At 60.6% G+C, this 19,714-nt stretch carries 16 protein-coding genes and 1 riboswitch; of the genes, 7 read left to right on the forward strand and 9 right to left on the reverse strand.

The window, feature by feature from the left end:
* The first annotated feature begins 28 nt into the window (after positions 1-28).
* Complete coding sequence (locus tag E4P32_RS17930) at positions 29-931, forward strand: carbohydrate kinase (RefSeq protein WP_116436570.1); 903 nt, start codon at positions 29-31, stop codon at positions 929-931.
* 706 nt (positions 932-1,637) lie between these two features.
* On the opposite strand, the gene E4P32_RS17935 is transcribed toward E4P32_RS17930, so the two are convergent.
* On the reverse strand, positions 1,638-3,935 hold the full coding sequence (locus E4P32_RS17935) for a UvrD-helicase domain-containing protein (RefSeq protein WP_116436653.1): 2,298 nt from the start codon (positions 3,933-3,935) through the stop codon (positions 1,638-1,640).
* 176 nt (positions 3,936-4,111) lie between these two features.
* Between E4P32_RS17935 and E4P32_RS17940 the strand changes: the two genes are divergently transcribed.
* Together E4P32_RS17940 and E4P32_RS17945 are read left to right on the forward strand one after the other, a co-directional pair.
* Complete coding sequence (locus E4P32_RS17940; RefSeq protein ID WP_116436571.1) at positions 4,112-5,368, forward strand: MFS transporter; 1,257 nt, start codon at positions 4,112-4,114, stop codon at positions 5,366-5,368.
* 101 nt (positions 5,369-5,469) lie between these two features.
* Positions 5,470-5,958, forward strand: a complete 489-nt coding sequence (locus E4P32_RS17945) for a Dps family protein (protein ID WP_116436572.1) — start codon at positions 5,470-5,472, stop codon at positions 5,956-5,958.
* Positions 5,959-6,040: 82 nt separating this feature from the next.
* On the opposite strand, the gene thiE is transcribed toward E4P32_RS17945, so the two are convergent.
* The 5 genes from thiE to thiC are packed head-to-tail and all read right to left on the reverse strand — an operon-like array spanning position 6,041 to position 10,453.
* Positions 6,041-6,670, reverse strand: a complete 630-nt coding sequence (gene thiE, locus E4P32_RS17950; RefSeq protein WP_116436573.1) for a thiamine phosphate synthase — start codon at positions 6,668-6,670, stop codon at positions 6,041-6,043.
* Positions 6,667-7,485: a hydroxymethylpyrimidine/phosphomethylpyrimidine kinase gene (locus E4P32_RS17955; protein WP_116436574.1), complete on the reverse strand. Its 819-nt coding sequence runs from the start codon at positions 7,483-7,485 to the stop codon at positions 6,667-6,669. Before E4P32_RS17955 ends, thiE begins: the two co-directional genes overlap by 4 nt.
* Before the next feature lie 8 nt (positions 7,486-7,493).
* The gene (locus tag E4P32_RS17960; protein ID WP_116436575.1) at positions 7,494-8,303 is read right to left on the reverse strand and encodes a thiazole synthase; all 810 of its coding nucleotides are present in this window, start codon (positions 8,301-8,303) and stop codon (positions 7,494-7,496) included.
* Positions 8,304-8,321: 18 nt separating this feature from the next.
* A complete protein-coding gene (gene thiS / locus E4P32_RS17965) occupies positions 8,322-8,522 on the reverse strand; it encodes a sulfur carrier protein ThiS (protein ID WP_116436576.1) in 201 nt (66 codons plus the stop codon).
* A gap of 17 nt (positions 8,523-8,539) precedes the next feature.
* Positions 8,540-10,453, reverse strand: coding sequence for a phosphomethylpyrimidine synthase ThiC (thiC, locus tag E4P32_RS17970; protein WP_116436577.1), 1,914 nt, complete (start codon positions 10,451-10,453; stop codon positions 8,540-8,542).
* A gap of 90 nt (positions 10,454-10,543) precedes the next feature.
* Positions 10,544-10,656, reverse strand: a riboswitch (TPP riboswitch).
* Between the two features lie 235 nt (positions 10,657-10,891).
* On the opposite strand from thiC, the gene E4P32_RS17975 reads away from it, so the two are divergent.
* From E4P32_RS17975 to E4P32_RS17990, 4 genes are all read left to right on the forward strand, one after another.
* A complete protein-coding gene (locus tag E4P32_RS17975) occupies positions 10,892-13,702 on the forward strand; it encodes a valine--tRNA ligase (protein WP_116436578.1) in 2,811 nt (936 codons plus the stop codon).
* A gap of 203 nt (positions 13,703-13,905) precedes the next feature.
* Positions 13,906-14,361, forward strand: a complete 456-nt coding sequence (locus E4P32_RS17980; RefSeq protein WP_116436579.1) for a DUF2147 domain-containing protein — start codon at positions 13,906-13,908, stop codon at positions 14,359-14,361.
* Between the two features lie 298 nt (positions 14,362-14,659).
* The gene (locus tag E4P32_RS17985) at positions 14,660-15,805 is read left to right on the forward strand and encodes a branched-chain amino acid ABC transporter substrate-binding protein (protein ID WP_116436580.1); all 1,146 of its coding nucleotides are present in this window, start codon (positions 14,660-14,662) and stop codon (positions 15,803-15,805) included.
* Positions 15,806-15,953: 148 nt separating this feature from the next.
* Positions 15,954-17,003: a branched-chain amino acid ABC transporter substrate-binding protein gene (locus tag E4P32_RS17990; RefSeq protein WP_233526772.1), complete on the forward strand. Its 1,050-nt coding sequence runs from the start codon at positions 15,954-15,956 to the stop codon at positions 17,001-17,003.
* A 9-nt stretch (positions 17,004-17,012) separates the two neighbouring features.
* On the opposite strand, the gene E4P32_RS17995 is transcribed toward E4P32_RS17990, so the two are convergent.
* From E4P32_RS17995 to ruvB, 3 genes are all read right to left on the reverse strand, one after another.
* Positions 17,013-17,468, reverse strand: coding sequence for a YaiI/YqxD family protein (locus tag E4P32_RS17995; RefSeq protein ID WP_116436581.1), 456 nt, complete (start codon positions 17,466-17,468; stop codon positions 17,013-17,015).
* A gap of 38 nt (positions 17,469-17,506) precedes the next feature.
* A complete protein-coding gene (locus tag E4P32_RS18000; RefSeq protein ID WP_199525701.1) occupies positions 17,507-18,349 on the reverse strand; it encodes a fumarylacetoacetate hydrolase family protein in 843 nt (280 codons plus the stop codon).
* A gap of 304 nt (positions 18,350-18,653) precedes the next feature.
* Complete coding sequence (gene ruvB / locus E4P32_RS18005; RefSeq protein ID WP_016834290.1) at positions 18,654-19,709, reverse strand: Holliday junction branch migration DNA helicase RuvB; 1,056 nt, start codon at positions 19,707-19,709, stop codon at positions 18,654-18,656.
* Positions 19,710-19,714: the final 5 nt, after the last annotated feature.

A 19,714-nucleotide genomic window follows, 5' to 3' on the forward strand; every position in this document is an offset into this window, starting at 1 on the left:
TTTCAGCATCAGCATTACGGAGACACTCATGCCCCATCCCATTGAATTCGTCGTCTTCGGCGAAGCCCTGACCGACTTCATCCGCCAACCCGGCGGCGAGTGGCGCGCCCTGCCCGGCGGCGCCTGCTGGAACGTCGCGCGCGTCGGCGCCCGCCTGGGCGTTGCGACCGGTTATGCCGGCAGCGTCAGCAGCGATGTGTTCGGCGAAGAGTTGCGCGTGCTCACGCAGGAAGCCGGCCTCGACATGCGCTACCTGCAGCAGGTCGACAAATCACCGCTGCTGGCGATGGTGACCTCGACCACGCCGCCCAATTATTTCTTCGTCGGCGACGACAGCGCTGACTTGCATTTCGATCCGGCGAAATTGCCTTCCGGCTGGATGGATGAGGCGCGTGTATTGCACTTTGGCTGCATCAGCCTGACGCGCGAACCGCTGGCATCGCGTCTGCTGGCGATCGCCACCGAAGGCGCCCAGCGCGGCAAGCGCATCGCCTTCGATCCGAACTGGCGCAAGCTGATGGATCAGCCCGGCTATCACGTGCTGATGCGCAAGCTGTTGGCGTTGTCGCATTACGTGAAGGTGTCGGATGAAGATCTGGAGAAATTATTCCCTGGCGATGCGCAACCGTTGGCGACGTTGAAGGCTTTGGCGCCGCAAGCGGAGATTTTGTTCACGCGCGGAGCTGATGGTTTGTCGTGGATAAAAGGGGAAAGCATTATCGACCAGCCGGCTTATCGGGTTGAGGTGATCGATACCGTTGGCTGCGGCGACGCGTCGATGGGTGGGTGGATTGCGAGTATTTTGCGTCAGGCGGACGCGCCGGTGATTCAGCATTTGCAGTGTGCTGCTGCTGCGGCGGCATTGTCGGCGGCGCGGGCGGGGGCTTATGCGGCGACTTGGGATGAGGTGCAGGAGCTGGTTAATCGCTGAGCGCGATGGCTTGGATTATTTGTCCCGACTTGCCCGCTGAGCGTTGATGAATGCTGTTCTTTCTTCGATCAACCCTTCGCCGGGGGTAGCCCGGCAGCTACTCACTTTTCTTGTCTCGCCAAGAAAAGTAAGCAAAAGAAGCGACCGCTGGTTCGTAGCCCCTTCGGGGTCCCCGGCGTCGGCAGGCACAAATCGGGAGGGGAAACAAACTCGCTGCGCTCAGACAAGTTTCCCCTCTTTATCCGATTTGCACCTGCCGCCACCGGCTACTCGCAAGCGGACTTCCAGACTGGCTCGCTGCGCATCGCCAGGGGACAAAGGTGGAGCCGCGGTCCTCGTTCTCCGCTATCACTAAAAAAAGCGATGAGAGATGGCAATCACGATGCCGAAGGCAAGCCACCCAAGGCAATGCGAAGCGAGCCGAAGAAGAATTCCGCTTATGAGTCGCCGTTGGTGACGTGCTCAAATCGGATAAAGAAGGGAAACTTGTCTGAGCGCAGCGAGTTTGTTTCCCTTCCCGATTTGAGTGCGGCGCCAACGGGAACCCCGAAGGGGCGGCGAATCGCGGTCGCCTTTCTTTGCTTACTTTCTTTGGCGAAGCAAAGAAAGTGAGCGGCTGCCGGGCCGCACCCGGCAACCACGGTCGTCCGAAGAGCAAACAGAATTAGCTACCGACGAACCAAAGTCGAAACAACCGACAAGACGCTCAGCCAACCTTATCCAGCTTAGCCACACTCAAATCCAACAACTTCATCCCAAACTTCCCGAAGTTGATATGCGCCCGCGTACTCCCGCCCCCACCTTCGATATTGACGATCACACCCTCACCAAACTTGGCATGCGCCACGTTCTGCCCAATCCGCCACCCCGAATCCGGCCGCGAAAAATTCTGCGCAATTTTGTTATTACCTGACTCAGGCGCAGCATCCCAAGCCGATTTCGGCTGAGCAAACCAGCTATGCTGTTGCTGCTGAATCTTCGGCGACAACCACTTGATCGATTCGTCCGGCAATTCATCAAAGAAGCGTGAGCGCATGTTGTAGCGCGTCTGGCCATGCAACATGCGTGTCTGCGAAAAGCTCATGTACAAACGCTTGCGCGCGCGCGTGATGGCGACGTACATGAGGCGGCGTTCTTCTTCCACGCCGCCCTCTTCCTTGGCGCTGTTCTCATGCGGGAACAAGCCTTCTTCCAGACCGGTGATGAACACCGCGTCGAACTCCAAGCCCTTGGCCGAGTGCACCGTCATCAGTTGCAATGCGTCCTGCCCGGCCTGCGCCTGGTTGTCGCCGGCTTCCAGCGACGCGTGCGAAAGGAAAGCCGACAGCGGCGACATGATGGTCGTCAGCGCGGCGTCGGCGTCGATGATCTCGATACCATCCGCAGTGGTGATGGACGTACCAGCAACGGCTTGCGCCTGCGGCCCGAGGAAGGCCGGCGCATCGAGGCCATAACCTTCTTCCGAAACGAACAAGGTCGCCGCGCTGACGATTTGCTCCAGATTCTCGATGCGGTCTGCGCCTTCTTTTTCGTTGCGATAGTGCGTCAGCAAACCGCTGCTGTCGAGCACCACCTGCACCATTTCCTGCAAGGGCAGATTCTGCGTTTCAAAACGCGCGGCTTCGATCAGCTTGATGAAACCGTTGAGCGTCGAGCCGGCCTTGCCGGCAACATAAGGCACCGCCGCATACAGCGAGCAGTTGTACTGGCGCGCGGCGTCCTGCAATTGCTCCAGCGCCTTGGCGCCGATGCCGCGCGTAGGGAAGTTCACCACGCGCAGGAACGCCGAATCGTTGTTCAGGTTGTCCATCAATTGCAGGTAGGCGATCGCATGCTTGACCTCGGCGCGCTCGAAGAAGCGCTGGCCGCCGTACACGCGATACGGAATCGCCGATGAGAACAAGGCATGCTCCAGCACCCGCGACTGCGCATTGGAGCGATACAGCAAGGCGATCTCGCTGCGCGCCCAGCCTTCGGCGATCAGGTTCTTGACCTGTTCGATGATCCATTGCGCTTCCTGCAGATCGCTGCTGGATTCAAACACGCGCACCTGCTCGCCATGGCCGGCGTCGGTGCGCAGGTTCTTGCCGAGGCGCTTGCTGTTGTTGGCGATCAGGATATTGGCCGCGTCGAGAATGTGGCCGTGCGAGCGATAGTTCTGCTCCAGCTTGATCAGGTTCTGCACGCGGAACTCGCGCTCGAACGACGTCATGTTGCCGACGTTGGCGCCGCGGAACGCGTAGATGCTCTGGTCATCGTCGCCCACCGCAAACACCGCGCCGCTGTCGACCTGGCCCTGGCCGGACATGATCTTGAGCCATTTGTATTGCAGGTCGTTGGTATCCTGGAACTCGTCCACCAGCACATGGCGGAAGCGACGCTGGTAATGCTCGCGCAGCGGCTGGTTGCGCGACAGCAGCTCATACGTGCGCAGCAGCAGTTCGGCAAAATCGACCACGCCTTCGCGCTGGCATTGCTGGTCGTACAGATCGTAGAGCTCGACGAACTTGCGGTTGTAATCGTCATGCGCCTCGACGTCCTTGGCGCGCAGGCCCTGGTCCTTGGCGCCGTTGATGAAGTACATCAGGTTGCGCGGCGGATACTTCTCGTCGTCGACGTTCATCTGCTTGAGCAGGCGCTTGATGGCCGACAACTGATCCTGCGAGTCGAGGATCTGGAAGGTCTGCGGCAAGGCGGCGTCGCGGTGATGCGCGCGCAACAGGCGGTTGCACAAGCCATGGAAGGTGCCGATCCACATGCCGCGCGTGTTGATCGGCATCATCGCCGACAGGCGCGCCGTCATTTCCTTGGCCGCCTTGTTGGTAAACGTCACCGCCAGGATGCCCGACGGCGACACTTGCCCGGTCTGGATCAGCCACGCGATGCGCGTGGTCAGCACGCGCGTCTTGCCCGAGCCGGCGCCGGCCAGGATCAGTGCGGATTGTGCGGGAAGGGTGACGGCGGCAAGCTGCTCGGCGTTGAGATTGTGAAGAAGATTTTGCATCCCGCGATTATACGTCCGCGCGTCATTAGGGACGCGCGCGGCCTGCATATTCCTGTCCCGTTTGCTCTCGCCAATCGGGCGATCTCCCGCGCCGCCTGCAGGTTTCCGCCAAACGGCGTAAAATTCTGCACTGCAACATGGCATTGAGGCCGGTTGCATTCTCTCTTTTCCCTATCATGTCCAAAGAAGCACTACGCCCCGCTCCCGCCGCCGCCGAATGCGCGTCTGCCGTCACGCCTGCACAACCCCATTCCCAAACCGCCGTCATGGCCCAGATCCTGTCGACGGTGCTATTCACCTTCCTGGCCTACATGACCATCGGTATCCCGCTCGCGGTGCTGCCCGGCTATGTCCACCTGGATCTCGGTTACAGCTCGTTCATCGCGGGCCTGTCGATCAGCGTGCAATATCTCTCGACCTTCATCACGCGCGCCCAGGCCGGCCGCATGGTCGACACCATCGGCCCGAAGAAAACCGTCATGCGCGGCATGCTGGCCTGCGTCGCCAGCGGCGCCTTCCTGGTGCTGGCGGCGTGGTCGGCTGAATTGCCCTGGCTCAGCCTGTCCATGGTCCTGGTCAGCCGCTTCTGCCTCGGCATCGGCGAGAGCCTGGCCGGCACCGGCTCCATCATCTGGGGCATCGGCCGCATCGGCGCGACGCACACCGCGCGCATGATTTCGTGGAACGGCATCGCCACCTATGGCGCGCTGGCCATCGGCGCGCCGCTGGGCGTGGCGCTGCTGCACGTGGGCGGCTTCGCCGCCATCGGCTTCCTGGCGCTGGCATTGCCGCTGATCGGTTACGTGATCGCGCGCCGCCGCCCTGCCGTACCTGTCGTGCGCGGCGAACGCCTGGCCTTCCGCCTGGTGCTCAACCGCGTGCTGCCCTACGGCATCGGCCTGGCGCTCGGCACGGTCGGCTTCGGCGCCATCGCCACCTTCATCACCTTGTATTACGCCAGCCATCAATGGTCCAACGCGGCCTTCTCGCTGACGCTGTTCGGCGGCTGCTTCATCGGCTCGCGCCTGCTGTTCGCCAATGCCATCAATCGCTTCGGCGGCTTCAAGGTGGCGATTGCGTCCTTCATCGTCGAAGCGGTCGGCCTGAGCATCTTGTGGCTGGCCGGCTCTGCTGAAGTCGCCATGCTCGGCGCAGCACTGGCCGGCTTCGGCTTTGCGCTGGTGTTTCCGTCGCTGGGCGTGGAAGCGGTCGGCCTGGTGCCGGCGCCCAATCGCGGCGCGGCGCTCGGCGCATATTCGGTGTTCCTGGATCTGGCGCTGGGCATCACCGGTCCGCTGGCGGGACTGATCGTGGGGCAGTTCGGTTATGAAGAGGTGTTTTTGTTTGCCGCCATCGGGGCGCTGTGCGCCGTAGCGCTGACCTTGTCGCTGTATCGCCGCGCACAAAATTACAAAACAGACAACGCCAGCTAACGCCTTGTGATGAGGGCTATCATCCCCAAGTGTTATTCATGAGCTTGTGGTTTTGACATAAAATCGCAGCGTTGCATTCCATCACACCAAGGAGCGAAACAATGGCAAAGAAAAACGTCGCAGCAATCAACATCGGCATCAACGACAAGGATCGCAAGAAGATTGCGGACGGCCTCAGCAAGCTGCTGGCCGATTCCTACACGCTCTACCTGAAGACCCACAATTTCCACTGGAACGTCACCGGCCCGATGTTCAACACGCTGCACCTGATGTTCGAAGGTCAGTACACCGAACTGGCGCTGGCCGTCGACCTGATCGCCGAACGCATCCGCGCACTGGGCTATCCGGCGCCGGGTTCGTACAAGGAATTCGCCAAGCTGTCGTCGATCCCTGAAGCCGAAGGCGTACCTGCCGCCGACGAAATGATCCGTCAACTGGTGGCCGGCCAGGAAGCCGTTACCCGCACCGCGCGTTCGATGTTCCCGGCAGTTGACGCAGCCGCCGATGAACCGACCGCCGACTTGCTGACCCAGCGCATGCAGCTGCATGAAAAGAATGCATGGATGCTTCGCAGCTTGCTGGAAAGCTGATCTCCGGCATCTTCCGCGCATGAAAAAATGCCGCTGACATCATAACGATGCAGCGGCATTTTTCATTTCTGCAAGTGTGCGTTCAGAACAAGTCGGCAAACCGGCGTGCCGCCGCTTCCGGATCATCGGTCATGTAGACGCTGCTGATGGCGGCCACCATGTCGGTGCCCTGCGCAATCAGCGGCAGGCAATTTTCCTGCGTCATGCCGCCGATGACGACCACCGGCAAGGGGATTTCCTTCTTCGACTCGGCGACGATTTCCGGCGCGGTCTTGAAGTCGTATTTCTTCACGCGCGACGGATAGAAGCCACCGAACGCCACGTAGGTCGCACCGGCCACATGCGCGTCGCGCGCCAGTTGCAAGGTGCCGTAGCACGAGGCGCCGACGATCTTGTCCTTGCCGACTTGCGCGCGCACCTCGGCCACCGAGGCGTCGGTGCCGCCGACGTGGATGCCTTCGGCGTCGAGTTCGATGCAAAGGTCAACGTAGTCGTTGATGATGAACGGCGTATTGTGGCGACGGCAGACTTGCAGCAGCGCACTCGCCTGCTCTTTGCGCAGCGCTGCATCGGCGGTCTTGTGGCGGTACTGCACCAGCGTCGCGCCGCCTTTGATCGCCTGTTCGGTCGCGCCGACCAGCTTGTCCGTGTCATCCCAGTCGGGGGTCACGATGTACAGACCGTGCAGGGACCATTGTCTGGCTTCACTCATTTCTTTTCTCCGAAAAATAACGGCACGCGATTGGGAATGCGCTGTCCGTCCGCGATCGCGTAGGAAGTTTCCAGCGCATGCTGGCAGTACCTCTGCGCCGCTTCGATGGCGTCGCGCATGCCGAGACCTTGCGCCAGCTGCGCCGACAAAGCTGCCGCCAGTGTGCAACCGCTGCCATGGAATTCATCCTGAAGGCGCGGCCAGCTCCACGACGCAAAGGCGCCGTCGGGGCCGAACCAGCGATTGACCACATCCTGATGCTGCGGACCGTGGCCACCCTTGAGCAATACGTTCTCGCAACCGCGCTGCATCAGGATCGCGGCCTGCCGTTCCGGCGCATGCTCGCTGCCGCACAGCCGGTTGGCTTCGTTGAGATTGGGCGTGATGACGGTGGCGACCGCATATAAAGATTCAATCGCCAGCGCCGCATCGTCGGTCGACAACTGATCGCCCTTGCCGTTGGCCAGCACCGGATCGAACACCACCGGCAAATCCGGCCGGCGTGCGCGCAATTGCAAAATCAGGTCTGCAATCGTCTCGGCATTGCGGCGGTTGCCGGCGATGCCGAGCTTGACGGCCCGGATGTCGAAACGATCAATCAGCACCTGCGCCTGATGGCGAATCAATTCCGCATCGAGCGGATGTACGGCGAACACGCTGACGTTGTCCTGCACCGTCAACGCGGTCGGCACCGACAGCGGATGGCAGCCGAGCGCGCTGATGGCAGGAATATCCGCCTGCATGCCGGCGCCGCCGCTGGGGTCGGAACCGGAAAATACCAGCACGCAAGGCGGCGACGAACGATACGAAGACATGACCTGGCTCAGACGACCCGGCCCGCCATCGGCGACGATGGCGACGCCGCAAAGCGCTTCGGCACACGACCGGCGAGGAAGGCTTCACGACCGGCTTCCACCGCCAATTTCATCGCCCGCGCCATGCGGATCGGATCGCGCGCACCGGCAATCGCGGTATTCATCAGCACGCCGTCGCAACCAAGCTCCATTGCAATCGCGGCGTCCGAAGCCGTACCGACGCCGGCATCGACCAGCACCGGAATCTTCGACTGTTCGATGATCAGCGACAGGTTCCACGGATTCAGGATGCCCATGCCGGAGCCGATCAGCGACGCCAGCGGCATCACCGCCACCACGCCGATGTCTTCCAGCATGCGCGCCTGGATGGGATCGTCGCTGCAATACACCATCACGTCGAAGCCGTCCTTGACCAGTGTCGCAGCGGCCTTCAGGGTCTCCGGCATGTTCGGGAACAGGGTCTTCTCGTCGCCCAGTACTTCCAGCTTGACCAGCTTGTGGCCGTTCAACAATTCGCGCGCCAGTTGCAGCGTGTAAACCGCATCTTCGGCGTTGTAGCAGCCGGCCGTATTCGGCAGGATGGTGTAGCGCGAAGGCGGCACCACGTCGAGCAGACTCGGCGCATTCGGATCCTGACCGATGTTCACGCGGCGAATCGCCACGGTGATGATGTCGGCGCCGCTGGCCTCGGTGGCTTCGCGGGTTTCGTTGAGATCCTTGTACTTGCCGCTGCCGACCAGCAGGCGGGAGTTGTAGGTTTTTCCTGCAATCGTCAGTCCCGCGTCCGCAGTCAGCGCAGGAGTGTCGTTCATGTTCATGTCAATTCCTTTCAGGTTTTAGCCGCCGCCGATGGCGCGGACCACGTCGACGCGGTCCGCATCGGCCAGCACGCGTCCGGCCCAGAGCTGCGACGGCACCACTTGCCGGTTCACGGCGACCGCGACGGCCTTGCCGGTCAGCTCCAGCGCAGCAATCAGCTGCGCCAGATCCGCCCCGTCAGCGATTGCATGCGGCTTGCCATTCAATTCAATCTGCATCGCATTCACCGCAACGCTCAGGTCTTGGAATAAATCTCGGCGCCCATCTTCACGAACTCCACCGACTTCACTTCCATGCCCTTCTTGAGCGCCGCGATTTCAGAGATGCCTTCCTTGGCGGCGTATTCGCGCACTTCCTGCGTGATCTTCATCGAGCAGAAATGCGGGCCGCACATGGAGCAGAAATGCGCCACCTTGGCTGAATCCTTGGGCAAGGTTTCGTCATGGAATTCGCGTGCTTTGTCCGGGTCGAGACCGATGTTGAACTGGTCTTCCCAGCGGAATTCGAAGCGCGCCTTCGACAGCGCGTTGTCGCGGATCTGCGCGCCCGGATGGCCCTTGGCCAGATCGGCGGCATGCGCAGCGATCTTGTAAGTGATGATGCCGTCCTTGACGTCGACCTTGTTCGGCAAACCCAGATGTTCCTTCGGCGTGACGTAGCACAGCATCGCGGTGCCGTACCAGCCGATCTGCGCGGCGCCGATGCCGGAAGTGATGTGGTCGTAGCCCGGTGCGATGTCAGTGGTCAAGGGGCCCAGCGTGTAGAACGGCGCTTCGTGGCATTGCTCCAGTTGCAGGTCCATGTTTTCCTTGATCAGGTGCATCGGCACGTGGCCGGGACCTTCGATCATGACCTGCACGTCGTGCTTCCACGCGATCTTGGTCAGCTCGCCCAGGGTCTTCAGCTCACCCAGTTGCGCTTCGTCGTTGGCGTCATAGATCGAACCCGGACGCAAGCCGTCGCCGAGGCTGAAGCTGACGTCGTAGGCCTTCATGATTTCGCAGATGTCTTCGAAGTGTTCGTACAGGAAGGATTCCTTGTGATGCGCCAGGCACCACTTGGCCATGATCGAGCCGCCGCGCGAGACGATGCCCGTCATGCGTTTGGCGGTCAGCGGCACGTATTGCAGGCGCACGCCGGCGTGGATGGTGAAGTAGTCGACGCCTTGCTCGGCCTGCTCGATCAGGGTGTCGCGGAAGATTTCCCAGGTCAGGTCTTCAGCCTTGCCGTTGACCTTTTCCAGCGCCTGATAGATCGGCACGGTGCCGATCGGCACCGGCGAATTGCGAATGATCCATTCACGTGTTTCGTGGATGTTCTTGCCGGTCGACAGGTCCATGACGTTGTCGCCGCCCCAGCGGATGGCCCAGGTCATCTTTTCGACTTCTTCGCCTATCGACGAGGTCACGGCCGAGTTGCCGATGTTGGCGTTGATCTTCACCAGGAAGTTGCGGCCGATGATCATCGGTTCGACTTCCGGGTGATTGATGTTGGCAGGGATGATGGCGCGGCCGCGGGCGACTTCGTCGCGCACGAATTCCGGTGTGATCATGGCGGGGATAGAAGCGCCGAAAGATTGCCCCGGATGCTGGCGGCCCATCAGGTCAGCCAGTTTGTTGCCCATCGGGCCGGAGGCTTTCAGCTCTTCCAGGTATTCCTGGCGGCGCAGGTTTTCGCGGATGGCGATGTATTCCATCTCCGGCGTGATGATGCCTTTGCGCGCGTAGTGCATCTGCGAGACATTCCCGCCTTCTTTGGCGCGGCGCGGCTTGCGATGCAAGTTGAAGCGCAGCTCGGCCAGCGCCGGATCGTTCAGGCGCTGCTGGCCGTATTCGGAACTCGGACCGTCCAGTTCATCGGTATCGTTGCGCTCCAGAATCCACGGCAGGCGCGGCGTCTCCAGACCATTGCGGATGTCGATTTTGGCGTCCGGATCCGTGTACGGACCAGAGGTGTCATAGACGTAGATCGGCGGATTCTTTTCCGAGCCGAACATGGCCGGCGTGTCGGACTGGCTGATCTGGCGCATCGGCACGCGGATATCAGGGCGCGAACCGGTGACGTAGATCTTGCGGGAATTCGGTAAAGGCTGGACGGCTGCTTCGTCTACCGTGGCGGTAGCGGAGAGGAATTTTGGATTGGCGTTCATTTTGGCTCCTTTGCTTGAAATTACTTGGCTTGGAGCCAGCAAAGGAGGATTCGGAAAGAGACCAGTTGCGTGCTGAAGAGGCAATGCAATACGGTAGTTCCGGCGCTTCCCTTCGCTGGCATTACCCAGATCAGGTTCAAGGGTATTTCTCACCCGTTTGCCGAACTTGCGTTCATTGGCATTCAGGACCCCTAGCATTTGTTTCTCTTACTACGTTCGGTTTCAAACGTCGTGGGCCGGATTCTACTCCAATAATTTTGGAGCGGCATCACTAATTTCCACTACTTGTCATGCGCGCAAGGACATGTGCCCGCGGCTGCAAGATATTGCCAAACAACAATTTTCCCTCTGTTTTCGAAACCACAATTTCGGGCTGAAAGCCTGTTTGGGCGGCGACTCCTTTATAATGATCGGTTTCGCAAAAACACACGTCAAATCATGGAATTAGCCAAGTCGTTCGAGCCTGCCGATATCGAAAAATTCTGGCGCGAGGAGTGGGAAAAGCGCGGATATTTCGCCGCCACCACCGCGCCCGAAAAGCCGTCGTTCAGCATCCAGCTGCCGCCGCCGAATGTGACCGGCACGCTGCACATGGGCCACGCCTTCAATCAGACCATCATGGACGGCCTGACCCGCTACCATCGCATGCGCGGTTTCAACACCGCCTGGATCCCGGGCACCGACCACGCCGGCATCGCCACGCAGATCGTGGTGGAGCGCCAGCTCGATGCGCAAAAGATTTCGCGCCATGACCTCGGCCGTGAGAAGTTCGTCGAGAAGGTGTGGGAGTGGAAGGAGAAATCCGGCTCGACCATCACCGGCCAGATGCGCCGCATGGGCGCCTCGACCGACTGGGACCGCGAGTACTTCACGATGGATCCGAAGATGTCGAACGCCGTCACGGAAGTCTTCGTGCGCCTGTTCGAGCAAGGCCTGATCTATCGCGGCAAGCGCCTGGTCAACTGGGATCCGGTGCTGGGCACGGCGGTGTCCGACCTGGAAGTGGTGTCGGAAGAAGAAGACGGCTCGATGTGGCATATCCGCTATCCATTGGTCGACGGCAGCGGTCACATCACGGTGGCGACGACGCGTCCGGAAACACTGCTGGGCGACGTCGCCGTGGCCGTCGATCCGACCGACGAGCGTTATGCGCACCTGGTCGGCAAGATGCTCAAGCTGCCGCTGACCGACCGCGAAATCCCGATCATCAAGGACGAATACGTCGACAAGGAATTCGGCACCGGCTGCGTGAAGATCACGCCTGCGCACGACTTCAACGATTATCAGGTCGGCGCACGCCACAACCTGGAGAAAATCAGCATCCTGACGCTGGACGCCAAGATCAATGAAAACGGCCCGGCCAAATATCAGGGTCTGGATCGCTTCGAGGCGCGCAAGCAGATGGTTGCCGACCTCGATGCGCAAGGCCTGCTGGAACTGGTCAAGCCGCACAAGCTGATGGTGCCGCGCGGCGACCGCACCGGCGTCGTGATCGAGCCGATGCTGACCGACCAATGGTTCGTCGCCATGAGCAAGCCGGCGCCGGAAGGCACTTACTTCCCGGGCAAGTCGATTGCCGAAGTGGCGCTGGAAAAAGTCGCCAACGGCGAGATCAAGCTGATTCCGGAAAACTGGAACAACACCTACAACCAGTGGCTCAACAACATCCAGGACTGGTGTATCTCGCGCCAACTGTGGTGGGGCCATCAGATCCCGGCGTGGTACGACGAAGACGGCAAGGTCTACGTGGCGCGCACTGAAGCGGAAGCCCAGGCGCAAGCCGGCGGCAAGACCGTAACGCGCGACAACGACGTGCTCGACACCTGGTTCTCGTCCGCGCTGGTGCCGTTCTCGACACTGGGCTGGCCGGAAGAAACGCCGGACTACAAACTGTTCCTGCCGTCGTCGGTGCTGGTGACCGGCTTCGACATCATCTTCTTCTGGGTGGCGCGCATGGTCATGATGACCACGCACTTCACCGGCCAGGTGCCGTTCAATACCGTCTACGTGCATGGTCTGGTGCGCGACGCCAGCGGCCAGAAGATGTCCAAGTCCAAGGGCAACACGCTCGACCCGATCGATCTGATCGACGGCATCGGCGTGGATGAACTGGTCGCCAAGCGCACCGTCGGCCTGATGAACCCGAAGCAGGCCGCCAGTATTGAAAAGGCGACCCGCAAGGAATTCGCCGACGGCATCCCGGCCTTCGGCACCGATGCGCTGCGCTTCACGTTCGCCTCGCTGGCGACGCTGGGCCGCAACATCAACTTCGACCTCGGCCGCTGTGAAGGCTATCGCAACTTCTGCAACAAGCTGTGGAACGCCACCCGCTTTGTGCTGATGAACACCGAAGGCCAGGACTGCGGTTTCGACGGTCACGTCAAGGGCGAATGCAACAAGGAACAGCTGCAGTTCTCGCAAGCCGACCGCTGGATCGTGTCGTTGATGCAGCGCACCGAAGCCGAAGTCGAAAAGGGTTTCGCCGACTACCGCTTCGACAACATCGCTTCCGCCATCTACAAGTTCGTGTGGGACGAGTACTGCGACTGGTATCTGGAAATGGCCAAATCGCAGATTCAGAACGGCAACGAAGCGCAACAACGCGCGACACGCCGCACCCTGCTGCGCGTGCTGGAAGGCGTGCTGCGTTTGGCGCATCCGGTGCTGCCTTTCATCACCGAAGCTCTGTGGCAAAGCGTGGCGCCGCTGACCGACAAGAAGCTCGACCCGGCCGGCGACTCCATCATGCGTCAACCGTATCCGCAAGCCGATCTGGAAAAGATCGACGTGGATGCCGAAGCATGGATGACACAGTTGAAGACGCTGACCGACGCTTGCCGCAACCTGCGCGGCGAGATGCAATTGTCGCCGGCGCTGCGCGTGCCGCTGATCATTGAGACCGCGAATGCGGAAGCGGTGAACTCCTTCCTCCCGTATCTGCAATCGCTGGTGAAGCTGAGCGAAACGCAAGTCGTGACGCAATTGCCGGAGTCGCCGGCGCCGGTCGCCATCGTCGGCGATCTGAAGTTGATGCTGAAGGTGGAAATCGATATCGCGGCGGAACGCGAACGCATGGCCAAGGAGATCACCCGCATCAGCGGCGAGATCGTCAAGGCCAATGCCAAGCTGTCCAACGAGAGCTTCGTGGCGCGTGCCCCGGAAGCGGTCGTGGCGCAAGAGAAAGAGCGCCTCGCCAACTTCAGCACCACGCTGGCGAAACTGGAAGAGCAACTGGCGAAGTTAAAGTAAGTTGAAATAGCTTGATGAAATAAGCCGGCCCGACCAGCTTCCGATCAGCCGCCGTCCTGCAAAGGGCGGCGGCTTTTTTATTGCCCTGCCGCCATCTTTTTAATGCTTGCCGGACGCCGTCGGCTTGTCTACACTAGCCGGATAAAATTAGAACAATCGTGCTTTTATTTAAACCACCAGTTTCACCAATGGACGGAGACATCATGAACACTCGCATCATTCTGAGCAGCGCCCTGTTGGCCCTGAGCGCACTAAGCACCGCAACCGCCTGGGCCGCCGACGGCTCGCCTGTCGGCCTGTGGAAAAACATCGACGACGCCACCGGCCAGCCCAAGGCCTTGATCCGCATCACCGAAAGCGACGGCGAGCTCAAGGGCAAGATCGAGAAGCTCTTCCGCCCCGCCGAAGAAGATCAGAATCCCAAGTGCGTGAAATGCGAAGGCGCGCTGAAAGACCAGCCCATTGTCGGTATGACCATCCTCTCCGGCCTGAAGAAAGACGGCGACGAATACAACGGCGGCCAGATTCTTGATCCGGCCAACGGCAAGCTGTACAAGAGCAAGCTGACCGTCGTCGAAGACGGCAAGAAACTCAACGTGCGCGGCTATATCGGCATGCCGATGCTGGGTCGCACGCAAACCTGGGTGCGCGAAGAGTAAAAATTCTTGCCGCGATGCATCGCGAGCGAAGCTTGCGATGCATCCTGTTTTACTTCCTGTTCCACCTTTCCTCCCGCACACATTTCCCGTCTGGAATTTCTCATCTGCTTTTCCCATTTGGAAATAGACAGCTTGCGCAACACCTGCCTTCTTTCGTGTTGCCCATTGCCTGCGAAATTGTTAGCCTGAGAATAACAAAACAAGAGGACTGGAATTTTTCCGGCCAAACTTGCGCATCACATTCGACGCCGGTGATCCGTCACGTTTTCGAATGTTCTCTCGGGGGAGGGAAATACCCATGCACTCGTCGCGACGCTCCATCTTGCTGTGCTTGTCGGTCGCAGCGATTTTCCTCTCCCGTGCGTTCCCTGCACTGGCCCAGGACCCTGATCGTGAAGTCCTGATCGGCTATGTCGCGCCGATGGACGACGCCGAGGCCTCCAGCGGCGCCGGCGCTGCACAGATGGCGATTGACGAAGCCAATGCCGCGTCGATACGCATCGGAGGTGCGGCCGTCACTTTCAAGTTGCTGCTGCAAAACGACAAAGCCGATCCGCGCACCGCCGAACAGATCGCGCGCTACCTGGCCAAGACCAGCGTGGTCGCGGTCGTCGGTCACTGGACCAGCAGCACCAGCATTGCCGTCGCGCCGATCTATGCCGACGCCGGCATTGCGCAGCTGGCGCCGATTGCGTGGAGCAGGCGCTTTACGCTGGCGCCGGGCAGCAGTCATTTTCAGGGTGTGGGCAGCGATGACATGGCAATGGCGTATGCAGTCGGCTATCTGTCGGGGCACGTGCATCCACGGCTGGTGATGGTGATCGACGACAAGGCGCCGCTGGGCGTTTCCATGGCGGACTCATTCGAGAAATATGCCAAAGCCGCCGGCATCGCCACTTCGCGCCAATCGGTCAGCACCCAGACTTCGGACTTCAATCCGCAGCTGCAGATCGCGAAAACCATTCGTCCGGACATGATCCTGTTCACGGGCCGCAGCGCACAAAGCGCGGCGATTGCACGCAACCTCAAACGCATGGGCGTCTCCGCCAGCCTGATGATGACGGGGCCGGTAGTGTCGACGGACTTCCTCGCAGGCATCAACCACAGCGATGAAGATCTCTATGCCATCGTTCCCGGACCGCCCGCCGACGGCAGCAAGATACAAGCCTTCAGGAAACGCTACATGGCGAACTTCACGCGCGCACCTGCGCCGTTCGCGATGTTTGCCTATGACTCCGTCAACACGCTGATTGCCGCCATCAGGAAAGCCGACAGCCTGGATCGCCAGAGCATCATCGCAGGCTTGTACGGGGTCAACCACGCAGGACTCACCGGCACCATCTCTTTCCGTCCCGATGGCACCCTCAAGAGTCCGACTTACACCTTGCACCAGACCGAAAAAGCTCATTGGACGGTACGCAAGGTATTCAGGCCGCCAGCCTGAACCGGAGACACGAGCGCACATCGGCGCGCGAAACGCATCACTTTGCACCGGGGGACGTATGTCGACTTCCTGTCGTTTCACTGCTTTTCTTTTGCTGCTGTTGTCCACACTGTCCTGGGCGGGTACAACCGAAACTCCGCCGATCGTCGTGACAATAGGTTTCGCAGCACCGCTGGCGGAAGTCCCTGCGCGCCAGGGCCGCAATGCCGCACTGCTGGCCATCGAGGAAATCAACAAGAGTAATCCCATCATCGGCGGTCGCGTCGTCGTCTTCGAGTTGCTGGAGCAGGATGACAAAGCCGACCCGCGCATCAGCGAGTTCATCGCGCGCGCGCTCGTCAGCAGCAAGGTGATCGGCGTCATCGGCCATTGGAACAGTCCGACGACGATCGCCGCCGCGCCCATTTACCACACAGCGGGACTGGCGCAGATATCACCGTTTTCGTGGAGTCGCAGTTTCACGCAAAAATCTTACAAGACCGCCTTCCAGATCATCGGCAGCGATGACGTCGGACTCGCGCTGGCAGCCGATTACCTGGTCGGGGAACAGAAACTGAAACGTGTGCTGGTGCTCGATGACGGCGGCTTTCTCGGCACCAGCATGGCGGACTATTTTTCCAATCATGCGAAAGCCGCCGACGGCGAAATCATTCAGCGCATGTCGATCAGCGGCAATACATCCGACTTCAACCAGCCGCTGCAAAAAGCGCGGGATGCGCAGGCGGACCTGATTTTCTTCAGCGGCCGCGTGATGCAAAGCGATGTGTTGGCGCGCAACCTCCAACGCTTTCGCCTGCCGGCAAAATTGCTGCTGACCGGTAGCGTGATATCGCCTGTTTTTCTGAAAAACGCCACCGATATCGACAGCACCATTCTCGCCATCGTGCCCAGCACGCCGCTGGACAAACGTCCCGGCATGGCGGCGTTGCAAAAGAAGTACGCCGAGCGCTTCGGCGGCGCGATGATTCCGTTCGCGGTGTACTCCTACGACAGCGTGCACTTGCTGGCGGCTGCGACGAAGAAGGCCAACTCGCTGGATCGCGGCAAGATCGTCGATGCGCTGCACGAGATCAGATACAGCGGCGTCAGCGCCAACATCGCCTTCGATGTCAATGGCGCGCTGCTCAAGCCGGGATATACGCTCTACAGTTATGAGCGCAAGGGATGGGTGCCGCTGCGGGTCTTCACCGGCAAATAGAATCGCGCGTCAAGGCGCCGGTTTGTGCTGGGCGACGAAGCGGTCGAGCTGGCGTGCAAAGGCGCGGCCGTCAGCCTGACTGAATGCTGCCGGTCCACCGGTTTCGACACCGCTGCCGCGCAGTTCTTCCATGAAATTGCGCATCGTCAGATGCTGCTGGATATTGTCGACGGTGTACATCTCGCCGCGTGGATTGAGCACGGCGACACCGTTGGCGACGACTTCGGCGGCGAGCGGAATGTCGGCCGTGATCACGAGGTCGCCGGCTGCTGCGAGCTTGACGATTTCCTTGTCGGCGACGTCAAAGCCGGCCGGAACCACGATCGATTTGATAAAGCGTGAAGGCGGTGTGCGCAGGTGCCGGTTGGCCACCAGCGTCACCATGATCTCGGTGCGATCGGCGACACGGAACAGCATGTCCTTGATGACGCCCGGACAGGCGTCGGCATCAACCCAGATGTGCATGACTCACCTGTCGAACCTGTGTGCAGCCGGACAGAAAATCAGACAAACGACACCGTCAGTCCCTGCAATGCGACGCCGGAAAACGCCGTGATCCAGGTCTGTCCGGCTTCCACCGGATAGGCATCGGTCCAGGTGCCGGTGGTAATGATTTCGCCGGCCTGCAGCGGTGCGAATTGCGGCTGAGTCTTGAGCAACTGATGCAAATGCCACAGCGCATGCAAAGGACTGTCGGCTTCGTCGTTGAAGAACCCGGCGGCGCGCAGCCGGCCGTTGCTGTCGGTGCTGCTCGACAGCGAGACGCTGGCGCTGGCCAGGATCTGCGGCAGGTTATGGCGCGTGGCCGACGACAGTACGTGCGGCTCGCCGATGATGAGCGTGCCGTGCAGGCCGAAGGCAGCAATCGAATCGGCCACCGTGAATTCCCAGTTGGCGAAGGGACAGGCGACGATCTCGAAACCGTGCGCCATCCATTCGATGCACTCGGCCAGTTCGTCGATGGTCGCGTCCGGCGATGGCGCCTGCCCGAGCTTGAAGACGATTTCCGGCTCGATACGAGGCTGCAACGCGCCCTTCAGGCATTGCTTGCCATGGTTGTCCTCGGCGTAGCGCACCGTGGAGTCGTAGATGTGCGCCCAGATCGGAATGCGCGCGTCATCGGTGACGCCGTATTTGTCCCAGGTCTTGTGCACGGTGAAGCCGATCTTGCGGCCGATCGGTTGTTCACCCTGGGCCACGCGAATGTCGATGATGCGACGCGCGATGTCGTAAGCATCGTCAACGGACAACGGTTCGGAAGAGGACAGGAGCGGCAGCAGGCGTGTGTTTGCGCGGGCATCGAGGAGTTGATGCGCGTACCGACTGGCTTGGCTCGACATAAGCATGAGAGGCTCGCCCACAAAGATAGTGATTAGCTATCCATTGTCGATGACGATTAATTTTTGCACAAGTGAAAATAAAGAAATCACAAGAAGATCACATGAAATTCTTGGCAAATTTCTAATGAATTGACGAGATGACGAGACACTTTTCCGGCGCGGCAATCGTCCGGCCAAATGGTCAGGCCAATGTCAGTGTGAGCGAAAGTTGACGCAATTCAACAGCTGTTACCGGCAAACAGACGTGATACGGCGAATGGTGGAAGAGTGTATTGGCGAGCCCGCCAGTACACTCTTTTGCACAAGGAAATCAACCGGCCCAAAGATCGCCGTTGGGACCGGTGCGCGGCGCCGTCACGCCGAAGTGGGTATACGCCAGCGGCGTCGCCACGCGGCCGCGCGGCGTGCGTTGCAGATAGCCTTGCTGGATCAGGTAAGGCTCCAGCACGTCTTCGATGGTGTCGCGCTCTTCACCGATTGCAGCGGCGAGGTTGTCGAGTCCGACCGGGCCGCCGTTGAATTTGAACAGCACCGCTTCAAGCAGCTTGCGGTCCATCACGTCAAAGCCGACCGGATCAACGTCGAGCATCACCAGTGCGGCGTCGGCCATGGCTTGCGTGATCCGGCCATTGCCTTTCACTTCCGCATAGTCGCGCACGCGACGCAGCAGACGATTGGCGATGCGCGGCGTGCCGCGGCTGCGCTTGGCGATTTCCAGCGCGCCTTCTTCGACGATGGGCGCATTCAGGAGGCCGGCGCTGCGCGTGACGATGCGCGCCAGTTCGGGCGGGGTGTAGAACTCCAGGCGTGCGACGATGCCGAAGCGGTCGCGCAGCGGATTGGTCAGCATGCCGGCGCGCGTGGTGGCGCCGACCAGCGTGAACGGTTGCAGGTCGAGGCGCACCGAACGCGCCGCCGGGCCTTCGCCGATCATGATGTCGATCTGGTAGTCCTCGAGCGCGGGATAGAGGATTTCTTCCACCACCGGCGACAGCCGGTGGATCTCGTCGATGAACAACACGTCGTTGGCTTCGAGATTGGTCAGCAGCGCCGCAAGGTCGCCCGCGCGCTCCAGCACCGGGCCGGAAGTCTGGCGCAGGTTGACGCCCATTTCGCGCGCGATGATGTGCGCCATGGTGGTCTTGCCGAGACCCGGTGGACCGAACAGCAAGGTGTGATCGAGCGCTTCGCCGCGCTGGCGCGCCGCCGAGATGAAGATCTCGAGCTGGCCGCGCACTTTTTCCTGGCCGACGTATTCGTCGAGCTGCTTGGGCCGCAGCGCGCGTTCGATTGCCTCCTCGTTGGCCGAAGCCGGCGTGGCGGCGATGATGCGTTGTTCGGAAAAGTCGTCGGTCTGGATGCTCATGATTT

Source organism: Herbaspirillum sp. 3R11, assembly GCF_004563925.1.
Classification (GTDB): Bacteria; Pseudomonadota; Gammaproteobacteria; order Burkholderiales; family Burkholderiaceae_D; genus Herbaspirillum.

What these genes read in the sequence shown, in the direction of transcription:
- E4P32_RS17930 (WP_116436570.1), top strand. Translation starts at nt 29, where the DNA reads ATGCCCCATCCCATTGAATTCGTCGTCTTCGGCGAAGCCCTGACCGAC.
- E4P32_RS17935 (WP_116436653.1), bottom strand. Translation starts at nt 3,935, where the DNA reads ATGCAAAATCTTCTTCACAATCTCAACGCCGAGCAGCTTGCCGCCGTC.
- E4P32_RS17940 (WP_116436571.1), top strand. Translation starts at nt 4,112, where the DNA reads ATGTCCAAAGAAGCACTACGCCCCGCTCCCGCCGCCGCCGAATGCGCG.
- E4P32_RS17945 (WP_116436572.1), top strand. Translation starts at nt 5,470, where the DNA reads ATGGCAAAGAAAAACGTCGCAGCAATCAACATCGGCATCAACGACAAG.
- thiE (WP_116436573.1), bottom strand. Translation starts at nt 6,670, where the DNA reads ATGAGTGAAGCCAGACAATGGTCCCTGCACGGTCTGTACATCGTGACC.
- E4P32_RS17955 (WP_116436574.1), bottom strand. Translation starts at nt 7,485, where the DNA reads ATGTCTTCGTATCGTTCGTCGCCGCCTTGCGTGCTGGTATTTTCCGGT.
- E4P32_RS17960 (WP_116436575.1), bottom strand. Translation starts at nt 8,303, where the DNA reads ATGAACATGAACGACACTCCTGCGCTGACTGCGGACGCGGGACTGACG.
- thiS (WP_116436576.1), bottom strand. Translation starts at nt 8,522, where the DNA reads ATGCAGATTGAATTGAATGGCAAGCCGCATGCAATCGCTGACGGGGCG.
- thiC (WP_116436577.1), bottom strand. Translation starts at nt 10,453, where the DNA reads ATGAACGCCAATCCAAAATTCCTCTCCGCTACCGCCACGGTAGACGAA.
- E4P32_RS17975 (WP_116436578.1), top strand. Translation starts at nt 10,892, where the DNA reads ATGGAATTAGCCAAGTCGTTCGAGCCTGCCGATATCGAAAAATTCTGG.
- E4P32_RS17980 (WP_116436579.1), top strand. Translation starts at nt 13,906, where the DNA reads ATGAACACTCGCATCATTCTGAGCAGCGCCCTGTTGGCCCTGAGCGCA.
- E4P32_RS17985 (WP_116436580.1), top strand. Translation starts at nt 14,660, where the DNA reads ATGCACTCGTCGCGACGCTCCATCTTGCTGTGCTTGTCGGTCGCAGCG.
- E4P32_RS17995 (WP_116436581.1), bottom strand. Translation starts at nt 17,468, where the DNA reads ATGCACATCTGGGTTGATGCCGACGCCTGTCCGGGCGTCATCAAGGAC.
- E4P32_RS18000 (WP_199525701.1), bottom strand. Translation starts at nt 18,349, where the DNA reads ATGCTTATGTCGAGCCAAGCCAGTCGGTACGCGCATCAACTCCTCGAT.
- ruvB (WP_016834290.1), bottom strand. Translation starts at nt 19,709, where the DNA reads ATGAGCATCCAGACCGACGACTTTTCCGAACAACGCATCATCGCCGCC.